The 21,983-nt window shown below is 72.9% G+C and carries 18 protein-coding genes and 1 pseudogene; 7 read left to right on the forward strand and 12 right to left on the reverse strand.

Annotated features, from left to right (window positions below):
- The first annotated feature begins 2 nt into the window (after positions 1 to 2).
- Positions 3 to 749, forward strand: a complete 747-nt coding sequence (locus M8J74_RS15950) for an NNMT/PNMT/TEMT family class I SAM-dependent methyltransferase (protein ID WP_249837029.1) — start codon at positions 3 to 5, stop codon at positions 747 to 749.
- An 836-nt stretch (positions 750 to 1,585) separates the two neighbouring features.
- Entirely contained in the window at positions 1,586 to 3,160 is a 1,575-nt protein-coding gene (locus M8J74_RS15955) for an alpha/beta hydrolase (protein ID WP_249837030.1), read from the forward strand.
- A gap of 1 nt (position 3,161) precedes the next feature.
- Here M8J74_RS15955 and M8J74_RS15960 read toward each other — a convergent pair whose 3' ends face one another.
- Positions 3,162 to 3,590, reverse strand: a complete 429-nt coding sequence (locus M8J74_RS15960) for a MarR family winged helix-turn-helix transcriptional regulator (protein WP_249837031.1) — start codon at positions 3,588 to 3,590, stop codon at positions 3,162 to 3,164.
- 78 nt (positions 3,591 to 3,668) lie between these two features.
- Here M8J74_RS15960 and M8J74_RS15965 point away from each other — a divergent pair, with 78 nt between their 5' ends.
- A complete protein-coding gene (locus M8J74_RS15965) occupies positions 3,669 to 4,091 on the forward strand; it encodes a PaaI family thioesterase (RefSeq protein ID WP_249837101.1) in 423 nt (140 codons plus the stop codon).
- 9 nt (positions 4,092 to 4,100) lie between these two features.
- Here M8J74_RS15965 and M8J74_RS15970 read toward each other — a convergent pair.
- Positions 4,101 to 4,376, reverse strand: a pseudogene (locus M8J74_RS15970) (arginine deiminase family protein); the annotation flags it as partial.
- Positions 4,377 to 4,513: 137 nt separating this feature from the next.
- Here M8J74_RS15970 and M8J74_RS15975 point away from each other — a divergent pair.
- Positions 4,514 to 5,611, forward strand: a complete 1,098-nt coding sequence (locus tag M8J74_RS15975) for a baeRF3 domain-containing protein (protein WP_249837032.1) — start codon at positions 4,514 to 4,516, stop codon at positions 5,609 to 5,611.
- A gap of 10 nt (positions 5,612 to 5,621) precedes the next feature.
- Here M8J74_RS15975 and M8J74_RS15980 read toward each other — a convergent pair whose 3' ends face one another.
- Positions 5,622 to 6,035: an SsgA family sporulation/cell division regulator gene (locus M8J74_RS15980; RefSeq protein ID WP_249837033.1), complete on the reverse strand. Its 414-nt coding sequence runs from the start codon at positions 6,033 to 6,035 to the stop codon at positions 5,622 to 5,624.
- 403 nt (positions 6,036 to 6,438) lie between these two features.
- On the opposite strand from M8J74_RS15980, the gene M8J74_RS15985 reads away from it, so the two are divergent.
- The gene (locus tag M8J74_RS15985) at positions 6,439 to 7,872 is read left to right on the forward strand and encodes a PP2C family protein-serine/threonine phosphatase (RefSeq protein WP_249837034.1); all 1,434 of its coding nucleotides are present in this window, start codon (positions 6,439 to 6,441) and stop codon (positions 7,870 to 7,872) included.
- A gap of 57 nt (positions 7,873 to 7,929) precedes the next feature.
- Here the strand turns inward: M8J74_RS15985 and M8J74_RS15990 are convergent, their stop codons facing one another.
- Positions 7,930 to 9,423, reverse strand: a complete 1,494-nt coding sequence (locus tag M8J74_RS15990) for a DNA-binding protein NsdB (RefSeq protein WP_249837035.1) — start codon at positions 9,421 to 9,423, stop codon at positions 7,930 to 7,932.
- 270 nt (positions 9,424 to 9,693) lie between these two features.
- On the opposite strand from M8J74_RS15990, the gene M8J74_RS15995 reads away from it, so the two are divergent.
- Both M8J74_RS15995 and M8J74_RS16000 read left to right on the forward strand, forming a co-directional pair.
- Positions 9,694 to 10,836 (forward strand): aminoglycoside phosphotransferase family protein, encoded by a 1,143-nt coding sequence (locus tag M8J74_RS15995; protein ID WP_249837036.1) that lies wholly within the window; start codon positions 9,694 to 9,696, stop codon positions 10,834 to 10,836.
- Between the two features lie 262 nt (positions 10,837 to 11,098).
- Positions 11,099 to 13,075 (forward strand): N-acetylmuramoyl-L-alanine amidase, encoded by a 1,977-nt coding sequence (locus M8J74_RS16000; RefSeq protein WP_249837037.1) that lies wholly within the window; start codon positions 11,099 to 11,101, stop codon positions 13,073 to 13,075.
- Positions 13,076 to 13,082: 7 nt separating this feature from the next.
- On the opposite strand, the gene M8J74_RS16005 is transcribed toward M8J74_RS16000, so the two are convergent.
- From M8J74_RS16005 to M8J74_RS16040, 8 genes are all read right to left on the reverse strand, one after another.
- On the reverse strand, positions 13,083 to 13,580 hold the full coding sequence (locus M8J74_RS16005; RefSeq protein WP_058927226.1) for a hypothetical protein: 498 nt from the start codon (positions 13,578 to 13,580) through the stop codon (positions 13,083 to 13,085).
- A gap of 144 nt (positions 13,581 to 13,724) precedes the next feature.
- A complete protein-coding gene (locus M8J74_RS16010) occupies positions 13,725 to 16,619 on the reverse strand; it encodes an ATP-binding protein (protein WP_249837038.1) in 2,895 nt (964 codons plus the stop codon).
- A 127-nt stretch (positions 16,620 to 16,746) separates the two neighbouring features.
- Complete coding sequence (locus M8J74_RS16015) at positions 16,747 to 17,346, reverse strand: CGNR zinc finger domain-containing protein (protein ID WP_249837039.1); 600 nt, start codon at positions 17,344 to 17,346, stop codon at positions 16,747 to 16,749.
- Positions 17,347 to 17,438: 92 nt separating this feature from the next.
- A complete protein-coding gene (locus M8J74_RS16020; RefSeq protein WP_249837040.1) occupies positions 17,439 to 18,341 on the reverse strand; it encodes a universal stress protein in 903 nt (300 codons plus the stop codon).
- Between the two features lie 135 nt (positions 18,342 to 18,476).
- On the reverse strand, positions 18,477 to 18,722 hold the full coding sequence (locus M8J74_RS16025) for a DUF397 domain-containing protein (protein WP_249837041.1): 246 nt from the start codon (positions 18,720 to 18,722) through the stop codon (positions 18,477 to 18,479).
- Between the two features lie 94 nt (positions 18,723 to 18,816).
- Complete coding sequence (locus M8J74_RS16030) at positions 18,817 to 19,983, reverse strand: thiolase family protein (protein WP_249837042.1); 1,167 nt, start codon at positions 19,981 to 19,983, stop codon at positions 18,817 to 18,819.
- Positions 19,980 to 21,029, reverse strand: a complete 1,050-nt coding sequence (locus M8J74_RS16035; protein WP_249837043.1) for a thiolase family protein — start codon at positions 21,027 to 21,029, stop codon at positions 19,980 to 19,982. The genes M8J74_RS16030 and M8J74_RS16035 overlap by 4 nt, the downstream gene beginning before the upstream one ends.
- Positions 21,026 to 21,967, reverse strand: coding sequence for a Zn-ribbon domain-containing OB-fold protein (locus M8J74_RS16040; protein ID WP_249837044.1), 942 nt, complete (start codon positions 21,965 to 21,967; stop codon positions 21,026 to 21,028). The genes M8J74_RS16035 and M8J74_RS16040 overlap by 4 nt, the downstream gene beginning before the upstream one ends.
- Positions 21,968 to 21,983 lie beyond the last annotated feature (16 nt).

The following is a 21,983-nucleotide window of genomic DNA, read 5'->3' on the forward strand; positions in this document are numbered from 1 at the left end:
CGATGACGACGCACAACGACGACGTGGACTGGGACCGCTGGCCGGTGGCGGACTACCTCGCGGAGAACTACCGCGACCTGCATCCGTCCGACGCGGCGGTCATCGCCCACCACTCCGCCTTCTACCGGCGTATCCCGCCGAGGTCCCTGGACCGCTCGGTCGAGTTCGGGGCCGGTCCCAACCTCTACCCGCTGATCCTCGCGGCCGCCGCGAGCCGCCGTATCGACGCCGTCGAGGCGGGGGCCGGCAACGTCGCCTACCTGGAGCGGCAGATCCTCTGCGGGCCGGACGCCAGCTGGCTGCCGTTCCACGCGCTGTGCCGCCGCCTCAACCCCGACCTGCCCGCCACCCTGGCCGGGGCGCTGGCGGACGTCCACGTCGTCCACGCCGACGTGCGCGAGCTCACTCCCGGCGGGTACGACCTGGCGTCGATGCACTTCGTCGCCGAGGGCGCCACCGAGGACCGCGCGGAGTTCGCCGCCTTCTGCCGGGCCTTCGCGCGCTGCGTCGTCCCGGGCGGGCTGCTCGTGGCCGCGTTCATGGAGAACCTGCCCACCTACCGCATCGGCCCGGCCTCGCGCTGGCCGGGCTGCCCGGTGGACCCCGAGACGGTCACGGGAGTGTTCACCCCGCTGACCCACGAGCTGAACGTCACCCACATCGACCCCGACCCGACCCTGCCCGCCTACGGCGACTCCGGAATGGTCCTCCTGACGGCCCGGACGCGACAACCGTCACCGGGCCGGTGACGCCGGGACGGGGCGGCCGGGCACCGGCACGGGGTCCCGCCGGCCCCCGGAGACAGGAGATGCGGCCCGGCCCGCGGGTGCGGGTCGTGGTCCCAAGGGCGTCGGGGCGGCCGGGGGACGCCTGGGGCGGCAAAGCCGTCGGGGGGACGCCGAGGGCGTGTGAAGCAGTCCGGGGGATGCCGAGGACACGGCGAAGACGTCAGGCACTGCCAAGGGCACGGCGAAGCCGTCGGGGGGACACCGAGGGCGGGCCGACGCGGTCCGGGGATGCCGAGGACACGGCGAGAAGGTCAGGCGCCGCCAAGCGCACGGCGAAGAGGACCGGAGACGCCAAGGGCACGGGAGAACGTCAGGCGCCGCCAAGCGCACGGCGAAGAGGACCGGAGACGCCAAGGGCACGGGAGAACGTCAGGCGCCGCCAAGCGCACGGCGAAGAGGACCGGAGACGCCAAGGGCACGGGAGAACGTCAGGCGCCGCCAAGCGCACGGCGAAGAGGACCGGAGGACGCCAAGGGCACGGGAGAACGTCAGGCGCCGCCAAGGGAACGGCGTAGCCCAGAGACGCCGAAGGCGGGACGAACAGTCGGGCGACGCCAAGGACGCGACGAGGCGGCCCGCGGACACCAGAGCGGCACGCCCAAGCCGCCGGGCGACGCCAAGGGCGTGACGAGGGGGCCACGGACACCAAAGAGGCACGCCCAAGCCGCCGAACGACGCCGAGGGTACGGCAGGTCCCGGGGTTCCGCTTGCCCGGAGGCGAGGGGCGTGGGGGCCGCCTATCGTGAGCGAGGGCGCCGTTTCCCGCCGGTCCGCTGCGGGCGCCCTGGGAGGCATCGATGCTGGCCAAGCCGACGACGCGGTCCGCCCTGCGGCGCTGCGCGGTCACCGGAGCCGCCGCATTGGCCCTGCTCGCCGCGGGGTTGCCGGCGGCGACCGCGGACGGAACCGGACCGGACCTGTCACGCTTCTACCGGCAGAAGATCGTCTGGTCCAGGTGCAAGGGCGCGGACGCGCCCAAGGACCTGCAGTGCGGCACGGTGACGGTCCCGCTCGACTACACCAGGCCGCGGGCGGGCACGCTCGACCTGGCGCTGGCCCGCTACCGCGCGACGGCGAAGAAGAAGCGCGGTTCGGTGGTGCTGAACTTCGGCGGGCCGGGCGGCTCCGGGGTGAGCGAACTCGCCGCCGGTGGCGACGACTTCATGGGCCTGACCGACGAGTACGACGTGGTGTCCTTCGACCCGCGCGGCGTCGGCAGGTCCTCCCCGGTCAGCTGCGGCGACGACTCCGACGCGCTCGCCGCGGTGACGGACGACAACGCCGACCTCGGCCATCCGCAGGACGTGCTGCGGCGGTTGAAGGCGGCGGCCGAGCAGTGCGCGCGGCACTCCGGGCCGGTGCTCCCCCACATCGGCACGGTGAACGCCGCCCGCGACCTGGACGTGATACGCAAGGCGCTCGGCGACAAGAAGCTCAACTACCTCGGTTTCTCCTACGGAACACGGCTCGGCGCGGTGTACGCCGCCCAGTTCCCCAAGAAGGTGGGCCGCCTGGTGCTCGACGGGGTGGACACGCTGACCGAGCCGATGGCGGAGCAGGGCATCGCGGGCGCCGAGGGCCAGCAGACGGCCCTGGAGGACTTCATCACCTGGTGCGTGAAGGACATCGCCTGCCCCTTCGGCCAGGACGCGCGCGACGCGCGGGAGCAGGTCGTGCAGTTGGTCGACTCGCTCGACCGGGACCCGGTGCCGGGCGATCTGGGCGGCGAGTTCACCGGCCAGGACCTGGTGGGCGCGATCGGGCAGGCGCTGTACAGCAGGCAGCTGTGGCCCTCTTTGGAGCGCGCCCTCGCCCAGCTCGTCGAGGACGGTGACACACGCGGCGTGATGAACTTCGCGACCGGCGGGGCCCGGCCGTTCCGGTCGGAGGGCGACGGCGGGCTGGTCGACGAGGACGAGGTGCCGCTGGACAACCTGCCCGCGGCGCTGATGGCGATCGACTGCGCGGACGACCCCGACCGCCCCGGAGCCGACCGGATCGCCCAGGACCTGGGCCGGCTGCGCGCCGAGTACCAGCAGGCATCCCCGGTCTTCGGCCGCTACCGGCTCACCGAGCTGCTGATGTGCTACGGCCGGCCCAAGGGCACCGACTTCATCCGCGAGAAGGTGCGCGACGTGCACAGCGCCAAGATGCTGCTCGTGGGCACCCGGGGCGACCCCGCCACGCCGTACCGCTGGACCGTGGAGACGGCCGCGCGGCTCGGCTCCTCGGCCGTGGTCCTCGACAACAAGGGCGAGGGGCACACCGGTTACGCCTCCTCCAAGTGCGTGCACGAGAAGGTCGACGACTTCTTCCTGTACGGCTCCCTGCCGCCGAACGGCAGCTCGTGCGGTCCGGAGGAGGAGGACTGAGTCAGGCCTCCCAGTCGTAGGCGAGGCGGTGCAGGGCCGCGGCGGTCGCCACGAAGCCGTCCTCGCCCAGCAGTTGGCGCAGCTGGGCGTTGAAGCGGTCGATCTCCGGGCGCGCGGCTCGCAGGGCGTCCGCTCCGGCGTCGGTCAGCTCCAGCACGACGGCCCGGTGCTGGCTCGGGTGGGCCCGCTTGGACAGCAGCCCGGCCATGGTGAGGCGGCCGACGAGCGCCGTGACGGCCGACTCGCGCAGACCGAGCACACCGGCCAGCTCCTGCTGCGTGGCACCGGGCCGGTCCTGTACGGCGAACAGGGCGCCGACCTGGGCGGTGGTGACGCCGGCGACGGCGAGGCAGCGCCGGTCCACCGCGGTGCGCAGACGGTGCGCCGCCCGCTGCAGCAGGAAGTACAGGCGCTGATCCGGCTCGGACATGGGCCGATCTTGACAGACACCGGGGACCCGCGCCACCCTCACTTCACTGGTGAAGTGAGATGGAGGGCGGACGGCGCGATGGACCTGGAACTGGCTCGCAAGGCCCTGGCCGAGCAGCCCTTCAGCAGGCTGCTGGGCACCCGGCTGACCGCCTGCGGGGACGGCACCGCCTCGCTGGAGCTGGACATCCGCGAGGAGTTGCTCCAGCAGTACGGCTTCGTGCACGGCGGAGTGCTCTCCTACCTGGCGGACAACACGCTGACGCTGGCCGCGGCCACGGTGGTGGGCGCCGGGGTGATCACGTCCGGGTTCACCATCGACTATCTGCGGCCGGCCACGGGCGCGGTGCTGCGCGCGGACGCCCAGGTGGTGCGGGCCGGCCGCACCCGTGTGGTGTGCCGCTGCGACGTGACGACCGTGGACGGCGCCGGGGTGGCGACCTTGTGCGCCGTGGCCCAGGGGAACGTCGCGGTGACGGAGCCGCCGGACGGGGCCCGGTAGGCCCCTGCGTCAGAAGTCCACCGGATCGCGCACGATCGGGCACGTCATGCAGTGCCCGCGGCCGCGGCCCAGTTCGGCGCCGACGATGGTGATCACCTCGATGCCGGCCTTGCGCAGCAAGGGTGTTGGTGCGGGTGTTGAGGCAGTGGGTGAAGACGACGCCGGGCTCCAGAGCGACCGCATTGTTGCCGCTGTCCCACTGCTGCCGCTCTCGGAGGCGCAGGCGTCGCCGCCGGTCTCCACGTCCCGCAGCCCGGGCAGGCCGAGCGCCTTGGCGACGACGTCGACGACGTCGACGACGTGATGAGCACGTGCGGGAGCCGCCGTCCGGCGACTCGGGCGACGTCAACAATCAAATGCCCGTAATGCCCGGTCGAACCGCTCCCCATGCCCCACGGGCGAATCGGTCCTATCGTGCTGTTATGGAGCACGATCTGAGTCCTTCAACCCTCTCCGAGCTCCGGCGTCCGCGGCCTTATCCGGCCGTGTCCGTGCTGACGCCGACGCATCGCCGGGAGCCCGACAACGCCCAGGATCCGGTCCGGCTGCGCAATGTCGTGGCCGAGGCCAAGAAACAGCTGGAGGCCGATCCCTCGGTGACGCGGGAACGGCGCTCCGACGTCGTCCGCCAGCTCGACCAGGCCCTCACGGAGGTGGATCTGGCGCATGCCGAGGACGGTCTGGTGATCTTCGCCGCTCCGGGTGAGCACCAGGTGTGGTCGCTCGCCCGAACCGTGCCCGAGAGGGTGGTCCTCTCGGACACCTTCCTGACCCGCAACCTGGTCTCCGCCCACGCCGCCGAGCGGCCGTTCTGGGTGCTGTCGGTCTCCGCCGACCGGATCACCCTGTGGAGCGGCGGCATCGACCGCGTCACGCAGGACCACAGCGGCGGCTTCCCGATGACCCGGCCGGCGCCGAACTTCGACGCCGAGCGGATGGAGCGGATCGGCGACATGCCGAGCACCTTCCGCGACGAGGGCACGCGCCACTTCCTGCGGGAGGCCGACGCCACGATGGGCATGGTGCTGCGCGAGCAGCCGCGGCGGCTCTACGTCACCGGCGAGCAGGCCGCCCTGTCCGCACTGGACGAGGTGGGCGGCGTCACCAAGGAGGCGGTGCACGTCCCGCACGGCGGACTGGCGCACGGCACACCGGAGGCGGTGTGGCAGGCGGTACGTCCGGTGCTGGACGCCGAGGCCCTCCGCGAGACCGAGGCCGTCGCCCGGGAACTGGAGACGGCACGCGGCCGCAAGTCGTTCGCGGCCGGCGTGGACGAGGTCTGGCACAGCGCCCGCGAGGGCCGGGTGCGGCTGCTCGCCGTGGAGGAGAACTTCCGCATGACGGTGCGCGACGCGCTCGGCGAGCACCTGGCCCCGGCCGAGAGCGGCGATCTGGACGCCCGCGAGGACATCGTGGACGAGATCGTCGAGCAGTGCCTGGAGACGGGGGCCGAGGTCCGCTTCGTCCCGGACGGCGCGCTCGTCGACGCACAGGGGATCGCGGGAGTGCTGCGCTACTGAGAGCGGGTCGTCACACGTTGCCGAGGAGGCTGCTCAGGCTCCGGTCCACCGCCTCGCCCAGGTCCTCCTGCCCGGCCGCCACGACGGCGTACGTGCGCACCAGGAACCGTTGCAGGGCGGCCGTGTCGAACTGCAGCAGGGCCATGCCGTACGGCGAGTGCAGTTCGATCACGGTGCGGGCCCGGCCGCAGGGCCACAGGCGCACGTCGCCGCCGCCGACCGGGCCGCGCAGCCCCTCGTCCAGCAGAGTGCGGGCGAACGCCCAGGTCACCGCGGTGCCGTCGAGGGAGACGTCGGGCGGGAAGTCGAGGTGCACGGCCAGTGGGTCCGCCGAGGTGTAGCGCAGGGTCGCCGGGGCGGGAAGTTCCTGCTCGGCTGCGGTGACCAGGCGGCCCCGGACGGGCTGCTCGAGGGTGATGTCCATGGCCGCTCCCCATACGAATCCGAGGTCGGCCGGATTGCCGACACTGTTACGACCTCGAAGAGCCCGATCGCATTACGGGCAAGCGCTTTCCAGTTTGTGTGACCTGCGTCACGGGGTAGCGATGGGTACATACGTGCCGAACAAACACCCGTCGAACACACTGCTGAACACCCACACGGGACTCGGTTACGATGCCCCAAGTCACGTACGCCGCCTACGACTTGACAAGCCGGGGAGGTAAGCGACAGACGCAGCGCGAGCGCTCCGAGGAGACGCTGGCATATGCCAGAAGCACCACCGGATCGTGTGTTGCCAAATCACTTACGGGGCGTCGCGGGCTGTGCAACAGTCGTAACGGTCCCTCCGTCCGCCCAGGTCGTACCGTCCCGCATCGGAGTGCGTCATGCCGTCCCACCTCTCCGCGGATCACCCAGCCGCCCAGCCGCCGGGGCGCGGCTCGGTCGACGCGCTGATCTCGCAGACGCGGCGGCTCAAGGGCGAGGTGGACGCCGTACGACGGGACGCGCACGCGGACGGTTCGGACCCGCAGGAGCGCTGGCAGCGCGCGCTGTACGACCTCGCGCTGCACCAACTCAACGACATCCACGCCCACTTGGCGCAGCTACGGGACGGACCACCCCCCGTGCCCGCCGCCCCGGAACCGGCCGGCGGCCGGTCCGTGCCGACCCCTCCCCGGCACGGCTCGCTGCTCAGCCGGGTCGGCTCCGCGGAATGGAACCTGCTGACCGACGAGGCCAGTTGGTCCGGCGAGCTGTACCAGATCCTCGGCCGCGACCCCGCGACCGCCCCGCTCACCCTCGACGAACTGCCCTCCCTTGTCCTGGACGAGGACCGCGTGAGGCTGACGGCGATGGTCACGCACTGCCTGGTCGACGCCCAGCCCATCGACGGGGAGTTCCGCGTCGTGCGCCCGGACGGCGAGGTGCGCACCGTGCACATGATGGGCGAGCCGGTGCTCGACGCCGACGGCGGCACCGCCTCCATGTGGGCCGTGCTGCGGGACGTCAGCGAACTGCGGCGCAGCCAGAAGGCGGTGAGCGAGAGCCGTGACTCGCTCCAGCGCGACCGGCACCGCGCGCAGACCGAGCACCGGCTCGCGGTCGAGCTGCAGGAAGCCGTGCTGCCACCGTGGCGTGGCGCCCTGCGGCTGCCGCACCGAGGCCCCCAGGCGCTGGACCTCGCCGCGCACTGCCTGCCGTCGTCGAACGGCGCCCTGGTCGGCGGCGACTGGTACGACGCGCTGGAACTGCCCGACGGACAGACTTTGCTCAGCGTCGGCGACCTGACCGGGCACGGCGTGAGCGTCACCTCCGGGATGGCGATGCTGCTCGGCGCGCTGCGCGGCATGGCGATGGCCGGCACCGCACCGGGTCAACTGCTGTCCCTGCTGAACCAGTTACTCGACGCCACCGTGCAGCCCGCCCTCGGCAGCACCGTGTGCTGCCGCTACCGGCCCGAGACACGCACCCTGACCTGGGCGCAGGCCGGACACCCCGCCCCGCTGCTGTTCCGCGACGGGACGGGGCGCAGGCTGCGCGCCCCGCAGGGCGTTCTGCTCGGCGCGACCCCGGCGGCCGCCTTCGAGGAGGTCCACGAGACCCTCGAAGTGGGCGACCTGATCCTGCTGCACACCGACGGACTGGAGTCCCGGCATGCCGCGGGAGTGACGGAGTCCGCGAACCGGCTCCTGGACCTGGCCCCCCGCTTGCGCGAGGCGCGCACCGCACAGGACTGCGTACGGCTGGTCGTGGAGGAATGCGCCGCGAGCGAGCGTCGGGACGACGCGTGCGTGCTCGTCGCCCGGGTGACCGCGTAGGCGCACCGGACCACCGGTGTACCGCGTTCGGCCCGGTCCCGCGGAGGCGCGAACCCCCTACGCCCGTGCGCTGTTGCCGCCCTGGGAGGCCTTCTTCGGCAGCGCCAGTTCGATCTCCTCCCGCAGTTCGTTGATCTTCGGATAGCTGGAGTACTCGGCCGTGAGCCGGTACATCTGGCGCAGCCGGTCCCAGGTGCGGTGGGAGGAGTTGGATCCCATCGACATCAGGGCCAGGCGTGCGTAGCGGTCGGCCTGCTCGGGATCGTCGGCGATGAAGCAGGCCGACGCCATGGACAGGAAGTCGAAGATCTTCGACCGCTGGCGTCCGTCGACACGCAGGGCGAGGGCCTTCTCCGCGTAGTGCTGGGCGTGCACGGCCGCGGACGGGTCGTGTTCGGCCAGGGTGCGATAGGCCAGGGCCTGCATGCCGTACAGGTCCTCCTCCTTGAACATCTGCATCCAGCTCGGCGGGGGCACGTCCGACTTGTCGGAGACGAAGAGGTCCTCCGCCTGGCCCAGGGTGCGCCGCATGGCCTGGCCCTTGCCCATGGATGCCTGTGCCCAGGCCTCGATGGTGTAGAGCATCGCCTTGGTGCGCGGCAGCACCTCGTCGCCCGAGCCGGACTGGGCGAGTTTCATGAGGTCGAGTGCGTCGTCGGGCCGGCCCAGGTGCACCATCTGGCGAGCCGCCCGCGAGAGCGCCTCGCCCGCGCGGGGCCGGTCACCGCCTTCTCTGGCCGCGTGCGCGGCGATGACGAAGTACTTCTGGGCCGTGGGCTCCAGGCCGACGTCGTGCGACATCCAGCCCGCGAGGACGGCGAGGTTGGCAGCGACGCCCCACAGGCGCCGCTGGAGATGGTCGGGGTGACGGTAGGCGAGCATGCCGCCCACCTCGTTGAGCTGGCCCACGACTGCCTTGCGCTGCAGCCCGCCGCCGCGGGCGGCGTCCCAGGCCCGGAACACCTCGACCGAGCGCTCCAGTTCCTCGATCTCCTGCGACCCGATGGGGGCGGCCTCGTAGCGGTCGAACCCAGCGGGGTCGGCGTGCAGGGGATCGTCGAAACGTGGGGCGTCGGCCCTCAGGGCCGGGTCGGTGTGCAGCCAGTCGTGCATGGCGCTGCTGAGTGCGGAGCCCGCGGCGAGCGCGGCGCCCGCGCCCACCAAGCCGCGTCGGTTGAGCATGAGGTCCATTCCCGTGAATTCGGTGAGGACCGCAGCCGTCCGCTCGGGCGCCCACGGCACACCGTCGGGATGTTCCACACTCCCGGCGTCCTGCCGTTTCCCCGCACGCCCGTGCCGGACCAGACCGAGGTCCTCGATGGTCACGACACGGCCGAGACGCTCGGTGAACAGAGCCGCCAGCACCCGCGGCACCGGATCGCGCGGGATCTCTCCCGTGTCGATCCAACGCCGCACCCGGGAGGTGTCGGTCGACAGCTGGGGGTGGCCCATGGCCGCCGCCTGCCGGTTGACCAGCCTCGCGAGTTCGCCCTTGGACCAGCCGGCCAGGCCGAACAGGTCCGCAAGGCGGGTGTTGGGTTGTCCGCTCACGTCAAGCCCCCAGGTTCTCGGCTGAGTTGACAGTAGCCCGGTGAGAGTTGCCGGGCGACTATTCGCCAGGGTTCGCCAGGGTGCGCCAGATGGTGTGCCACTGGGCATCGGGTGTCAGGTAGGAACGCGCCACCCCGACCCGGTTGCCTTCGTGAACAAGGGACGCATTCCCCAGGGTGCTTCCCAGGGAGCCGGGCCGGGCAGCGCACCCCAGCACACAGCACATCAGCACACAGGCACTGCAGGCACACGAAGGGATCTGTTTCGCCCATGTACGCAGCATCGTCCTCCGTGTCCGCCCCGCCCCGGTCGCTGCGCTCCCGCCCGGCGGGCAGCGGCCCCTACCTCGACCCCGCCGCGCGACCGGCGGCCCCCGTGCTCGGCGCGGGCCGGCCGCGGCGCACCCCGGGGTCCGGCACCCAACCGCTCAGCGGGAGACTCGACTTGTCCGGCCCTCAGGGCGCCCAGTTGCGTACGGCGATCGCGTCGGTGCACCGGATCTGTCCGGAGTTCGCTCCGGTACAGGTGCTGCGCCGCAGCGGACGGTCCGTGCTCCTGGTCGGCACGACCGGGCGCAGTACGGCCGTCGCCAAGTGCTTACTGGACCACTCCCCCGTGTGGTCCGAGCGGATCCGGCACGAGATAGCGGCCTACCGCTCGTTCGTCCGGCACCGTCCTCCGGTGCGGGTGCCGAGGCTGATCGCGGCGGACCCGGACAACTGCACACTGGTCATCGAGCGGATGCCGGGACGGGTGGCCGCGCTGCAGCGGCATCCGACCGAGGCTCCTCCCCGGGCGGACATCAGGGCGGCACTCGGCGCGATCTGCCGGCTCAACGCCTGGCGGCCGCCGGCGGGCACCTTCGACGCCCCGCTGGACTACGCGGCCCGGATCTCCCGCTACCACGAGCTGGGGCTGCTCACCGACCGGGACATGGGCGACCTGCAGAAGCTGCTGCACGGCATCGCGCACTCTGCGGGCCGGCAGGGCATGGGCCAGTTCTGCCACGGCGACGCACTGCTCTCGAACATCCTGCTGTCCCCGGCCGGTCCAGTGCTGGTGGACTGGGAGCACGCGGGCTGGTATCTGCCGGGCTACGACTTGGCGACGCTGTGGACTGTCCTCGGTGACGCCCCGGTGGCCCGCCGTCAGATCAGCCAGATCGCCCAGTCGGCGGGTCCGGCCTCCCGGGACGCGTTCCTGGTGAACCTGATGCTCGTCCTGACCCGTGAGATCCGCACCTACGAGACGGCCGTGCAGCGTTCGATGCACGACACGACCCCGGCGGCACCGGGGGTGGCCCACCCGAGTGCTGCGCCGTCCGGCGAGGAACAGCGGCTGCTGCTCAGGCGGCTGCACGACGACTGCCAGCTGGCCCGGCGGGCCGTACGCGCGGCGGTCGGCACTCGCTGACGGGGACGAAGGTCCGCGGTGCGCCCGAGAGGAGCGCGCCGCGGACCTTTGTGTGAAAGGGCTCCTCCGTACGGGCCATTGGTGTACTCCACTGACGCCCCGCAGGCCCGAAAGCCGCCGCCCCGAAACTCCTCCATCCTCGTGTTGACATGGGAAATCTCCTGCTCGTGGGCATGATTGACGGATCGTCGGCAAGCCGGTACCACTGACCCACCACCGGCCCTGCACGCCCCGCCACGCCCGCTCGTCCCAGGAGGCTGCATTGCGAGGATCCGTCACCGACCCCACATCCGCCGCCGGCCACAGACACACCCGTCGAGCCGCCGGCACCCTCGCCACCGGGGCCCTGCTGCTGCCACTGCTGGGCGCGGCCCCGGCACCGAGCCCGGCCGAGTCGTCGGCGGGCTCGCTGCAGCGGGCGTTCGCGTCCGCGGCGGCCGAGTACCACGTCCCGCAGAGCGTCCTGCTCGGCGTCTCCTATCTGCAGTCCCGCTGGGACGCGCACGAGGGCGCGCCGAGCGTCTCCGGCGGTTACGGCCCAATGCACCTCACCGACGCGCGCGCCGCGCTCGCCGCCACCTCGCACCACAGTCAGGGCACGGAGGACGCACGCGGCGACAGCGCCCGCGCCGCCCTGCACCCCGACGCCGTGGCCTCGGCCCCCACCCGGCTCCCGGCCCGGCTGCGGACGTTGCCGAAGGCGGCCGAGCTGACCGGCATCCCGGCCGAGCGGCTGCGCACGGACGAGGCCGCCAACGTGGCCGGCGGCGCCGCGCTGCTGGCCGCCGCGCAGCGCGACCTGGGTGAGCCGCCGAGCGCGGACCCCGCCGACTGGTACGGGGCGGTGGCCCGCTTCTCGGGCGCTGACGACAGGGCCACGGCGGCCGCGTACGCGAACGACGTCTACAACGTGATCCGCACCGGCGAGGAACGCACGACGGACGCCGGGCAGCAGGTCGTCCTGGCCGCCCGGCCGGGCCTCGCCCCCGACACCGGGCAGCTGCGCGCGGCGGGCCTGCGGACGGTCCCCGCCGACGGCGCGGAGTGCCCGAAGTCCGTGTCCTGCGAGTGGATCCCCGCCCCCTACCAGCAGTTCGGGGACAACGACTACGGCAACCACGACCTCGGCGACCGCCCGGCGTCCCAGAGCATCAGGTACATCGTGGTCCATGACACCGAGGGCGCCTGGGACGGTGTGCTGAACCTGATCCAGGACCCCACCTATGTGTCGTGGAACTACACGATCCGCTCCACGGACGGTCTGATCGCCCAGCATGTGAAGGCCAAGGACGTGGCCTGGCACGCGGGCAACTGGTACGTCAACGCGAAGTCGATCGGCATCGAGCATGAAGGTTTCCTCGCCTCGCCGGACACCTGGTACACGGAGGCGATGTACCGCGCGTCCGCGCGCCTGGTCCGGTATCTCGCCGCGAAGTACCGCATCCCGCTGGACCGGCAGCACATCCTGGGCCACGAGAACGTCCCCGGCCCGACGACGTCGACCATCCCCGGCATGCACACCGACCCCGGCCCCTACTGGGACTGGCGCCACTACTTCGAACTGCTCGGCCACCCCTTCGAGCGGACCGCGGGGAAGAGCACCGGGGTGGTGACGATCCTGCCGGACTACGCGACGAACCAGCCGCAGTACACCGGCTGCGTCACCTCGGGCGAGCCCTGTCCGGCGCACGGTTCCAGCGAGGTGCGCCTGTACTCGGACCACGACGAGACCTCGCCGCTGATCAAGGACGTCGGCCTGCACAAGGGCGCCGACTCCACGATCGACGTCAACGACGTGGGCTCACGGGTGTCGACCGGCCAGCAGTACGCGGTCGCCGGGCGGTACAAGGACTGGACGGCGATCTGGTACCTGGGCCAGAAGGCGTGGTTCCGCAACCCGCCCAAGGCCCCCACCGCGGTGCCCGCCTCCGGACTGGTCGTGACCCCGAAGGCGGGCCTGGACAGCGTGCCGGTGTACGGGCGGGCCTACCCGGAGGCGTCGGCGTATCCGGAGGGGGTGCCCGCGCAGGCGGTGTCCCCGCTGCCGTACACGCTGCCGAAGGGGCAGCGGTACGTGGTCGGTGACGTGGTGCCGGGTGAGTACTACTACGCGGTCACCTTCACCACCGACTCGCACCGGGTCGTGGTGGGCAAGGACCTGTACTACGAGATTCAGTACGGCCATCGTGTGGAGTTCGTGCGCGCCGCGGACGTGACGCCGGTGCCGGCCGGCCGGTAGAGCCGGGTCAGCCCTGCTGGAAAAGCTCCGCCGGGAGCGGCTTCAGCAGGGCGTACAGGTCGTCGGTGATGGGGCGGTCCCAGGCGGCGATGGTCACCAGGACGTTGTCGCTGCGGTCGAACTGCACGCAGGAGATCCGGCTCTCGGAGAGCTTGAGGCGGCGCACGATCAGGAGGTTGTCGCCCTGCATGACGGGCATGTCCTCGGCACCGACGACCGTCACCTCCTCCTCGTTCTCCAGCGCGAGCAGCAGCTGGGCCACCTCGAAGGGAATCTCGCCCTCCGCGACCTCGCGGGCCGGGGAGCCCTCCGGCAGATTGCCGATGATCATTGCGGGACCGCGGCCGCCGAAGAGGTCGTAGCGCAGGAAGACGCCCTGGCAGCTGCCGTCGGGGGCGGGCAGCAGGCCGGCGCCGAGGTTGCCGGGCCAGTCGCCCGGGTCCATGGCCAGTACGTCGAAGTCTGGGCCGGCGGGGGTCGCGCTGCGGCGGCGGAGGAACGACATGCGCCAATGGTACGGGGCAGGCGGGCGTGGTGCGGGTGGGTGGGTTCCCCGGTCGCCCAGGGCCTGCCGTTCGGATCAGGTCGGCTGCAGGGGACGGTGCGTCATGGCCGGCCCGCGACGCCGAGCTGATCCGAACGACAGGCCCTAGGCCTCCTGGTCCTGCGTCTTCAAGGTGGCCGCCAGGCCTGTGCTGTCCGTGCCGATCTTGCGGTAGACCGCGGACAGCAGGCGCACGACCACCGGCTCGTCGATGTGCAGTTCGCCCGCGATCTCCGCCTCGGTGCGGCCCTGGGCCGCGAGGTTCGCCACCGAGCGTTCGCGGGAGGTCAGGGTGTCCGTCTCCGCGCTGTGCAGGCGCCGGGGCCGCAGCCCGGCCGCGGTGAGTTCGTCGCGGGCCTCTTCGACCAGCCCGTCGGCTCCGCACTGGACCGCCACGTCGAGGCCCCGGTAGAGGTACTCGGCCGCTTCCCGCGGGCGGCCGGTGCGGCGCAGTTCCGTACCGAGGGCGACCAGGGCGCAGGCCAGCTCGTAGGCGGCCGGGGAGCGTTCGAGGTGGGTGACGGCCTCCTCCAGGTATTTGACCCGGGCGGAGCCGGAGGAGACCTCCGCTGCCGTGCGCAGCGCCTGGCCGACGGCCGACGGGGTGCCGAACTGGCGGGCCCGGGCGACCGCTTCGAGGGCGGTGGTCACGGCCCGCTCCGGGCTGGTGTGGGCCTCGGCGCGGGCGAGGTGGAGCTGCCAGGGGCACCAGGCGGGGTTGCGGACGCCGCGCGGGTCGAGGCGGCGGCCCGCCGCGGCGAGCTCCTCGGCCGCCTTGCGGTGCAGGCCGCGGGCGAGGAGCAGTTCGCCGTGCACGGTCTGGGCGTCGGGGAAGACGACGGCCGCCGGGTAGGGCGCGCAGAAGGAGGAGTCCTCGCCGGCCCGGGCGGCCTCGGCGACCCGGCCGCGGGCCAGCAGCACCTCGATGAGGATGCCGACGGCGTACCAGTGGGCGGGGGTGCCGGGGCCGACGCGCTCGGCCAGCCGCAGTCCCGCCCGGACGAAGTCCTCGGCCTCGGCGAGGCGGCCGCGCCGGTAGCGGACGTAGGCAAGGAGCGTGTAGGCGAAGGAGAGGTGGGCGCCGCGCCAGCCCTGGCGTTCGTAGTCGGCGATGCCGGCCGCGAAGAGTTCTTCGGTACGGCCCGGCCGGTCGGCGTACATGAAGGCGAGCGCGACCAGGACGGGCACCTCGAAGCCGCGGTCGGGTTCGGCCCAGCCCAGGCCGCCGGCCAGGGCGCGTTCGGCGTGGTGGAGGGCGACGCGGGCGGGCTCGCCGCGCAGGACGGCGTCCCAGGTGCGCAGGCCGATGACGTAGCGCTCGGTGAGGTCGCGGCCGCTCAGGCGGTCGGCGAGCCGGGTCAGGCGGCGGGAGCGGGAGGGGTGGTCGGGTTCGTCGGCGCGGAAGGCGTCCCACATGAACTGCTCGGCGACCATGCGCAGCCTGACCCGGGCGTCGTCGGTGACCCGGATCTCGCGGGCGAGGGTGTCGGAGGCCTCGGCGAGGTGGTCGCTGTGGGCGAGGACCTGGGAGAGCCGGTAGACGATGTTCTGGCGCAGGCCGGGGTCGGCGACCGGCTCCTCCAGGGCGGCGCGCAGATGGTTGACGGTGGTGGCGGGTTCGGTGAGCAGGGAGGCCGAGCCCAGTTCGTACAGAACGGCGGCGCGGTCCCCCGGGGACGGCGGTTCGCGCAGGGCGCGCGCGAGGTAGACGCGGGCGGCGTCCGGGGCGCCGGCGCGCAGGGTCTGCGCGGCGGCGGCGCGCAGTTGCTGGACGACCCAGTGGTCGCCGTCGGGGTGGGTCTCCAGCAGGTGGCGGGCGGCCGCGGAGGGGCCCTGCCCGTCGTCGATCACGCACCAGGCGGCCTGGCCGTGGAGGGCGACGCGGACGCCGGGCGGGATGGCCCGGTAGACGGCGGTGGCGATCAGCGGGTGGACGAACTCCAGGGTCTCGGCGCCGGTGAGGATGCGGGCCGTGCGCAGCGCGTCGGCGGCGTCGGCGGCCTCCTCGTGGCCGAGTCCGGCGACGGCGGCGGCGAGCAGGGGGTGGATCTCGGTGCCGAGGACGGCGCAGGCCCAGGCGAAGCGCACGGTGGAGGCGCCGAGGCGTTCGAGCCGGGAGACCAGGCCGCTGCCCTTGACGGCGGCGGCGAGGTCGCGCAGCAGGGGCGCGGCGGACTCGGTCGGGGCGAGGCCGCGCTCGCGCACCTTGGCGAGCAACTCGACGGTCTCGAAGGGGTTTCCGGTGGTGACGGCCCAGCACTCGCGGCAGAAGGCGTCGTCGGCGCGGGTGCCGAGCGTCTCCCGTACCAGCCGGGCGACGGCGGCGGTGCTGAGCGGTTCCAGACCGAGGGGACGGGTGCCCGTCCGGCCGGGCAGTCCCCTGAACGACTCGGCGTGCTCGGGGAGTTCGTCGGGCCGGTAGGCGACGACGATCAGCAGCGGAAGCTGTTCGGCGCGGGACGCGAACGCGGCGAGCCAGCGCAGGGATTCGGGGTCGGCCCAGTGGGCGTCGTCCAGCGCCAGCACCATCGGGGCGCGCAGGGCGGCGAGATGGGTGAGGATCCAGTCCAGGCCGTCGCGCAGGCCCTGTTGGTCGGGCGGGGCGGCCGCGGTGGGCGCGCACAGGCCGAGGGCGGGGCCGACGATGTCGTACCAACTGCCCAGTGATGCGCGCAGTTGGGCCTGTGAGGCGCCGGCGAACTGGGGCTGGAGCAGTTGGCGGGCGACGTGGAAGGCGACCCGCTGTTCCTGGTCGCCGCCCCGCGCGGAGAGCACGGTGCAGCCTTTTGCGGTGGCGAGCCGCCGGACTTCGGCGAGGAGGGTGGTCTTGCCGATGCCGGCACGCCCGGCGAAGGCGAGGAGGGCTCCGCGCGGACGGCCGGGCGGTTCGGCCCCGTCCGCGCGCAGACCGGTGAGCGCGGCCAAGGCCTCGTCGACGGCGGCGAGTTCGCTCTCGCGCTCGAAGAGGGTCCGGCTGCTCCGTACGACATGCTGCACCATGGCATACCCCCTGCCGCGGTGGTGTGTCCGCGCGGGGAGCGAACACGCACCGTGGCCTCCAGGCACCTCAGGGTACGCCGGGAGGGGGTCGCTCGGCGTGGTCCGAGCATTACTGAACGAAACCGGTTCAAACGGTGCTTCGGTGTCGTTCGTGATGCCGTGCGACCCGGGCACGGTTGCCGCAGGAGGGCTTGCACCACTCCTGCCGGGGGTGCTCCTTGAGGAAGTAGCGCACGCAGCGCGGCGCGTGGCAGGCGCGCAGTCGCTGCCGGTCGGGGCCGGCGAGAAAGGCGATGGCGGCCTGGGCGAGGGTCGCCGTGAGGTCCTCGGCACCGCCGGGCGGACGGCGGCGCACGGTGGGTTCGGCGCCGTCCTCCCAGCGCAGGACCGGCACGGTGGGGGTGCGCGCGGCCGCGTCGTTGAGGCGGGCGAGGGCGTCGGGCACGGGCAGGAGGCGGGCGGCGTCGGCGGGGCTGGGCTCGGCGGGGCGGACGGCGTGGGCGAAGAGGGCGCGGACGGCCGCCCGCAGTTCCCGTACGGCGGTCAGGTCGCCCTCGCCGGCGGCCCACCGGCCGGCGTCCGGCACCGCCTCGGGGTGGTCGCGGACCCAGGCGGTGAGGCCGCCGGTGTCGCTCAGGTCGTCGGCGACGCCGCCGTGACCGTCGTGCCGGAGGGTGAGGGCGAGGTCGAGGCAGAGGCGGGCTTCTGGAGCGAGCGGGTCCGGCATGCGCTAATGATAGGTCTCAACGCATCCATTAGAGCCGCCCATCCGGCAGGACCGGCGCGGGCCCGCTCCCCCGGCGGCGGGGAGCGGCAGCTCTAGGCCTCCCCCGGCTCAGGCGGTACGACGGCGACCGGGCTCGCCGCGTGCAGGAGGACCGCATGGGTGACCGAGCCGAGCATGCGGGCCGGTGCGAGCAGGCGGCGGCGGTGGCGGCCGACCACGACCAGTTCCGCGTCCCTGGAGGCGGCGACCAGCAGGCCGGCCGCGTCGCCCGGCAGCGCGAAGGCGTCGGCCCGCACCTCGGGGTGGTTCTTGCGGTGCGGGGTGAGGAAGCCCTCGGCGAGCGTCCACGTCTCGTTCTCCACGGCCTCCTGGTCGATCATCTCGGGGGCGAGTTCGGCGGGGACCGCCCAGGACCGCACCGGCCAGGCGTAGGCGGCGACGACCTGGAGGCGGGCGCCGCGCAGCGCGGCCTCGGTGAAGGCGAAGGACAGGGTCGCGTCGTCCGGGGCGTCCACCTGGAGACCGACGACCACCCGCGGCCCCGGTTCGACGGGCGCGTCGCCGTGCACCTCGCGTCCGGGCGGGGGCACCACGACGACCGGGCACTCGGCGTCGCGGGCGGCGGCCATGCCGTTGGAGCCGAGCAGCAGACTGGCGAAGCCGCCCCGGCCGCGGGAGCCGAGGACCAGCAGCCGCGCGGTGGCGCCCAGCCCGGGCAGCACGGCACCCGGCGCGCCGTCGAGGCCCACGTACTCGATGCCGGGCGGGTGGGCCCGGTCCTCCAGATGGCCGCGCGCCTGGGCGAGCACCGGGTCGTCGCCCGCGTCCGGCGGTCCGGCGAGCAGGACGTCGGGCTGGGCCCAGGCGGCGTACTGCCGCACATGGACCACGCGCAGCGGGGCCGCGCGCTCGCGGGCGGCGTCGAGGGCCCAGTCCAGGGCGCGCAGGCTGTCGTCCGAACCGTCGACCGCCGCGACGACGGGCAGGCTGTTCATGGGGGCCTCACCTCCGGATCACGACCCGTCCTCCCGGTCCGACCTCGCACGGGCGCCGGCACCGGGAAGGTGTTCACGGTCGAGTGTCCGGGAAACGGGCGGCGGACACCGCCCGGCGGGCACCTCTCCCCCAGCTCAGGTGAGGTCGAATTCGCCCTCCCTCGCTCCCGACACGAACGCGCCCCACTCCGCCGGTGTGAAGATCAGGGAAGGGCTTTCCGGGCGGCCGCTGTTGCGCATCGCGATGAATCCCTCGACAAAGGCGATCTGGACATCCCCCAGGCCACCGCTGCTGGAGTGCCATTCGGCGCTGCTGAGGTCCAGCTCCGGCTTGTCCCAGCCCGCGAGCGGGTGCTGCTGGATGGTGGTGCTCTCGGCCACGTCCGTGCTCCTCCCGATTGCGTCGTCCGCGGCCAGCCTAGCGATCGACCTCTGATGCCAACAGAGCACGTGAGGGGGACCTTTGGCGAGTCCCTCAGGAGGTGGGGGGTTCACTGCCCACGAGCCACATGGAAAAGAACTGCGAACCGCCTCCGTAGGCGTGCCCCAGAACCCGCCGCGCGCCCTCCACCTGGTGTTCTCCGGCCTGCCCGCGCACCTGCAGGGCCGCCTCGGCGAAGCGGATCATGCCGGAGGCGCCGATGGGGTTGGTCGACAGCACCCCGCCCGACATGTTCACGGGAAGATCGCCGTCCAGTTCCGTCACTCCCGACTCGGTGAGCTTCCAGCCCTCGCCCTCGTCGGCGAAGCCGAGGTTCTCCAGCCACATGGGCTCGTACCAGGAGAACGGCACGTAGATCTCGGCGGCGTCGATCTCCCGGCGCGGGTCGGCGATGCCGGCCTGCCGGTACACGTCGGCGGCGCAGTCCTTGCCGGCCTGCGGGGAGACGAAGTCCTTGCCGGCGAAGAGGGTGGGCTCGCTGCGCATCGCGCCGCCCAGCATCCAGGCCGGGGGCCGCGGCGCCCGGGCCGCTCCCGCCCGGTCGGTCAGCACCATCGCGCAGGCGCCGTCGGAGGAGGGACAGGTCTCGGAGTACCGGATCGGGTCCCACAGCATCGGCGAGGCCTGCACCTTCTCCAGGGTGATGTCGTGCTCGTGCAGATGGGCGTACGGGTTTTTGAGCGCGTTGCGCCGGTCCTTGTACGCCACCAGCGAGCCGACCGTGTCGGGGGCGCCGGTGCGCCGCATGTAGGCGCGCACGTGCGGCGCGAAGAAGCCGCCCGCCCCGGCGAGCAGGGGCTGCTGGAAGGGGATCGGCAGCGACAGCCCCCACATGGCGTTGGACTCGGACTGCTTTTCGAAGGCCAGCGTCAGCACGGTGCCGTGGACGCGGGCCGCGATCAGGTTGGCGGCGACGAGCGCGGTGGAGCCGCCGACCGAGCCGGCGGTGTGCACGCGCAGCATCGGCTTGCCGACCGCGCCGAGCGCGTCGGCGAGGTAGAGCTCGGGCATCATGACGCCCTCGAAGAAGTCGGGCGCCTTGCCGATGACGACGGCGTCGATGTCGGCCCAGGACAGCTCGGCGTCGTCGAGGGCGCGCCGGGCCGCCTCGCGGACGAGCCCCGCGATCGACACATCGCGCCGGGCGGCCACGTGCTTGGTCTGGCCGATCCCTGTGACGGCCACGGGCTCCTTGCTCATCGCGGATCCCCTTCCAGTACGGCGACCAGGTTCTGTTGCAGGCACGGGCCGGACGTGGCGTGGGCGAGCGCCCGGTCGGACTCGCCCCGGTGGATGCCGGCGGCGGCCTCCCCGATGCGGATGAGCCCGGCGGCCATCATCGGGTTGGCGGCGAGGGCGCCGCCGGAGGGGTTGACGCGCACGGTGTCGTCCAGCCGGAGCGCCTTGCGCAGCACGACCTCCTGCGAGGTGAAGGGCGCGTGCAACTCGGCCGTGTCGACGGGCCGTTCGAAGGCGCCGGCCCTCTCGGCGGCCAGCCGGGCGGAGGGCGAGTCGGTCAGGTCGCGCACGCCCAGGCTGTGGGCCTCGGTGCGGTGGTCGATGCCGCGGATCCAGGCGGGCCGCTCGCACAGGTCGCGGGCCCGCTCGCCGGCCGCGAGGATCACGGCGGCGGCGCCGTCGCCGATGGGCGGGCAGTCTCCGGTGCGCAGCGGCCGTACGAGGTAGTCGCCCTGCGGGACCGAACCCCTGAGCTGCGCGTGGGAGTTGGCAGTGGCGTCCGCGCGGCTGCGGGCGGCGACGGCGGCGAGCGCGGGCTCGTCGGTCTCCCCCGCGTCGATCAGGGCCTGCGCCTGGAGGGCGGCCAGCGCCACGGAGTCGGGCCACAGCGGCGCCACGTAGTACGGGTCGAGCTGCCGGGTCAGGACGTCGCGCACGGAGCCCGGGGAGGACTTGCCGTAGGAGTAGACGAGCGCGGTGTCCGCGTCGCCGGTCAGGAGTTTGGTCCACGCCTCGTACAGCGCCCAGGCGCCGTCCATCTCGACGTGCGACTCGGAGATCGGGGGCCAGGCGCCGACGCCGTCGAGGGCGAGAGTGAAGGAGAAGGCCCGGCCGGCCAGGTAGTCGCTGGAGCCGGAGCAGGTGAAGCCGATGTCGGCGGTCTTCAGGCGGGTGCTGCCGAGGACGCCGTGCAGGACCGGCATGAGCATCTCGACCTCGGAGAGCTCGTCGGTGGTGCGCCGGTGGTCGGTCTGGGCGAAGGCGACCAGTGCTATGTCACGTGTCACAGCAGCTCCTTGTAGGCGTCGTACTCCGCGTCGGGCTCTCCGGTGGGCCGGTAGTGGTCGGGGTAGCGGGCCCCCTCGGTCCACACCGCCTCGACGCGCAGGCCCATGCGCACCTGGTCGTAGGGGATGCCGCCGATGCGTCCGTGCAGCGCGAGGTCGGCGCCGTCGAGGGCGATGTGGGCGTAGACGTACGGCACTTCGATGTCGAGGTTCTTGGCCTTGATGTTGACGATGCAGAAGGTGGTGACGGTGCCGCGGGGCCCCACCTCGACCTGCTCCGCGGTGGCGACACCACAGGTGGGGCAGGCGCCCCTCGGCGGGACGTACACCTTGCGGCAGGAGGGGCAGCGTTCGCCGACGGTACGGCGGTCGGCGAGGGCGTGGATGTACGCGGACTGGGCACGGCCCGGCGAGTAGGTGTAGTCGAGGCGGGCCTCGGCGACGATGCCGGTGACCGGATTCTCGAACTCCCCGGCGGGCACGGTGACTTCGGTGTCGTCGCCGTCGTACGGCTCGAAGCAGGCGATGTCGGTGATGGCGCCTGAGCGCTCTTCGGCCCAGCGGACGCGGACCCTCATGCCCGTGTGCACGGCGTCGGGGCCGGGGGCGTCCAGGGCGTGCAGCAGGGCGGTGTCGGCGCCGTCGAGGCGGACCAGGACCCAGGCGAAGGGGGTGTCGAGGGGCTGGCCGCGGCGGGGTTCGTGGTTCCACGCCCAGGTGGTGACGGTGCCGGTGGTGGCCACGGGAACGAGGTCGCGGATCTCCTCGGCGGTGACGGGGTCGTACTCGACGGGCGGGACCAGGGTGCGGCCGTCGACGGTCTTCACGCCGAGCACGACGCGCTCGCGCAGGCCGGTCAGGAAGGCGCTCTGGACGGGGCCGAGCGAGCGGGTGAAGGGGAACTCAACAGCGAGGGGGGCTTTGAGGACTTCGGGCATGCCCGGTCTCCTTCGG

Origin of the sequence: Streptomyces panaciradicis (assembly GCF_023516615.1) — a bacterium.
In the GTDB taxonomy this organism is placed as follows: Bacteria; Actinomycetota; Actinomycetes; order Streptomycetales; family Streptomycetaceae; genus Streptomyces; species Streptomyces panaciradicis.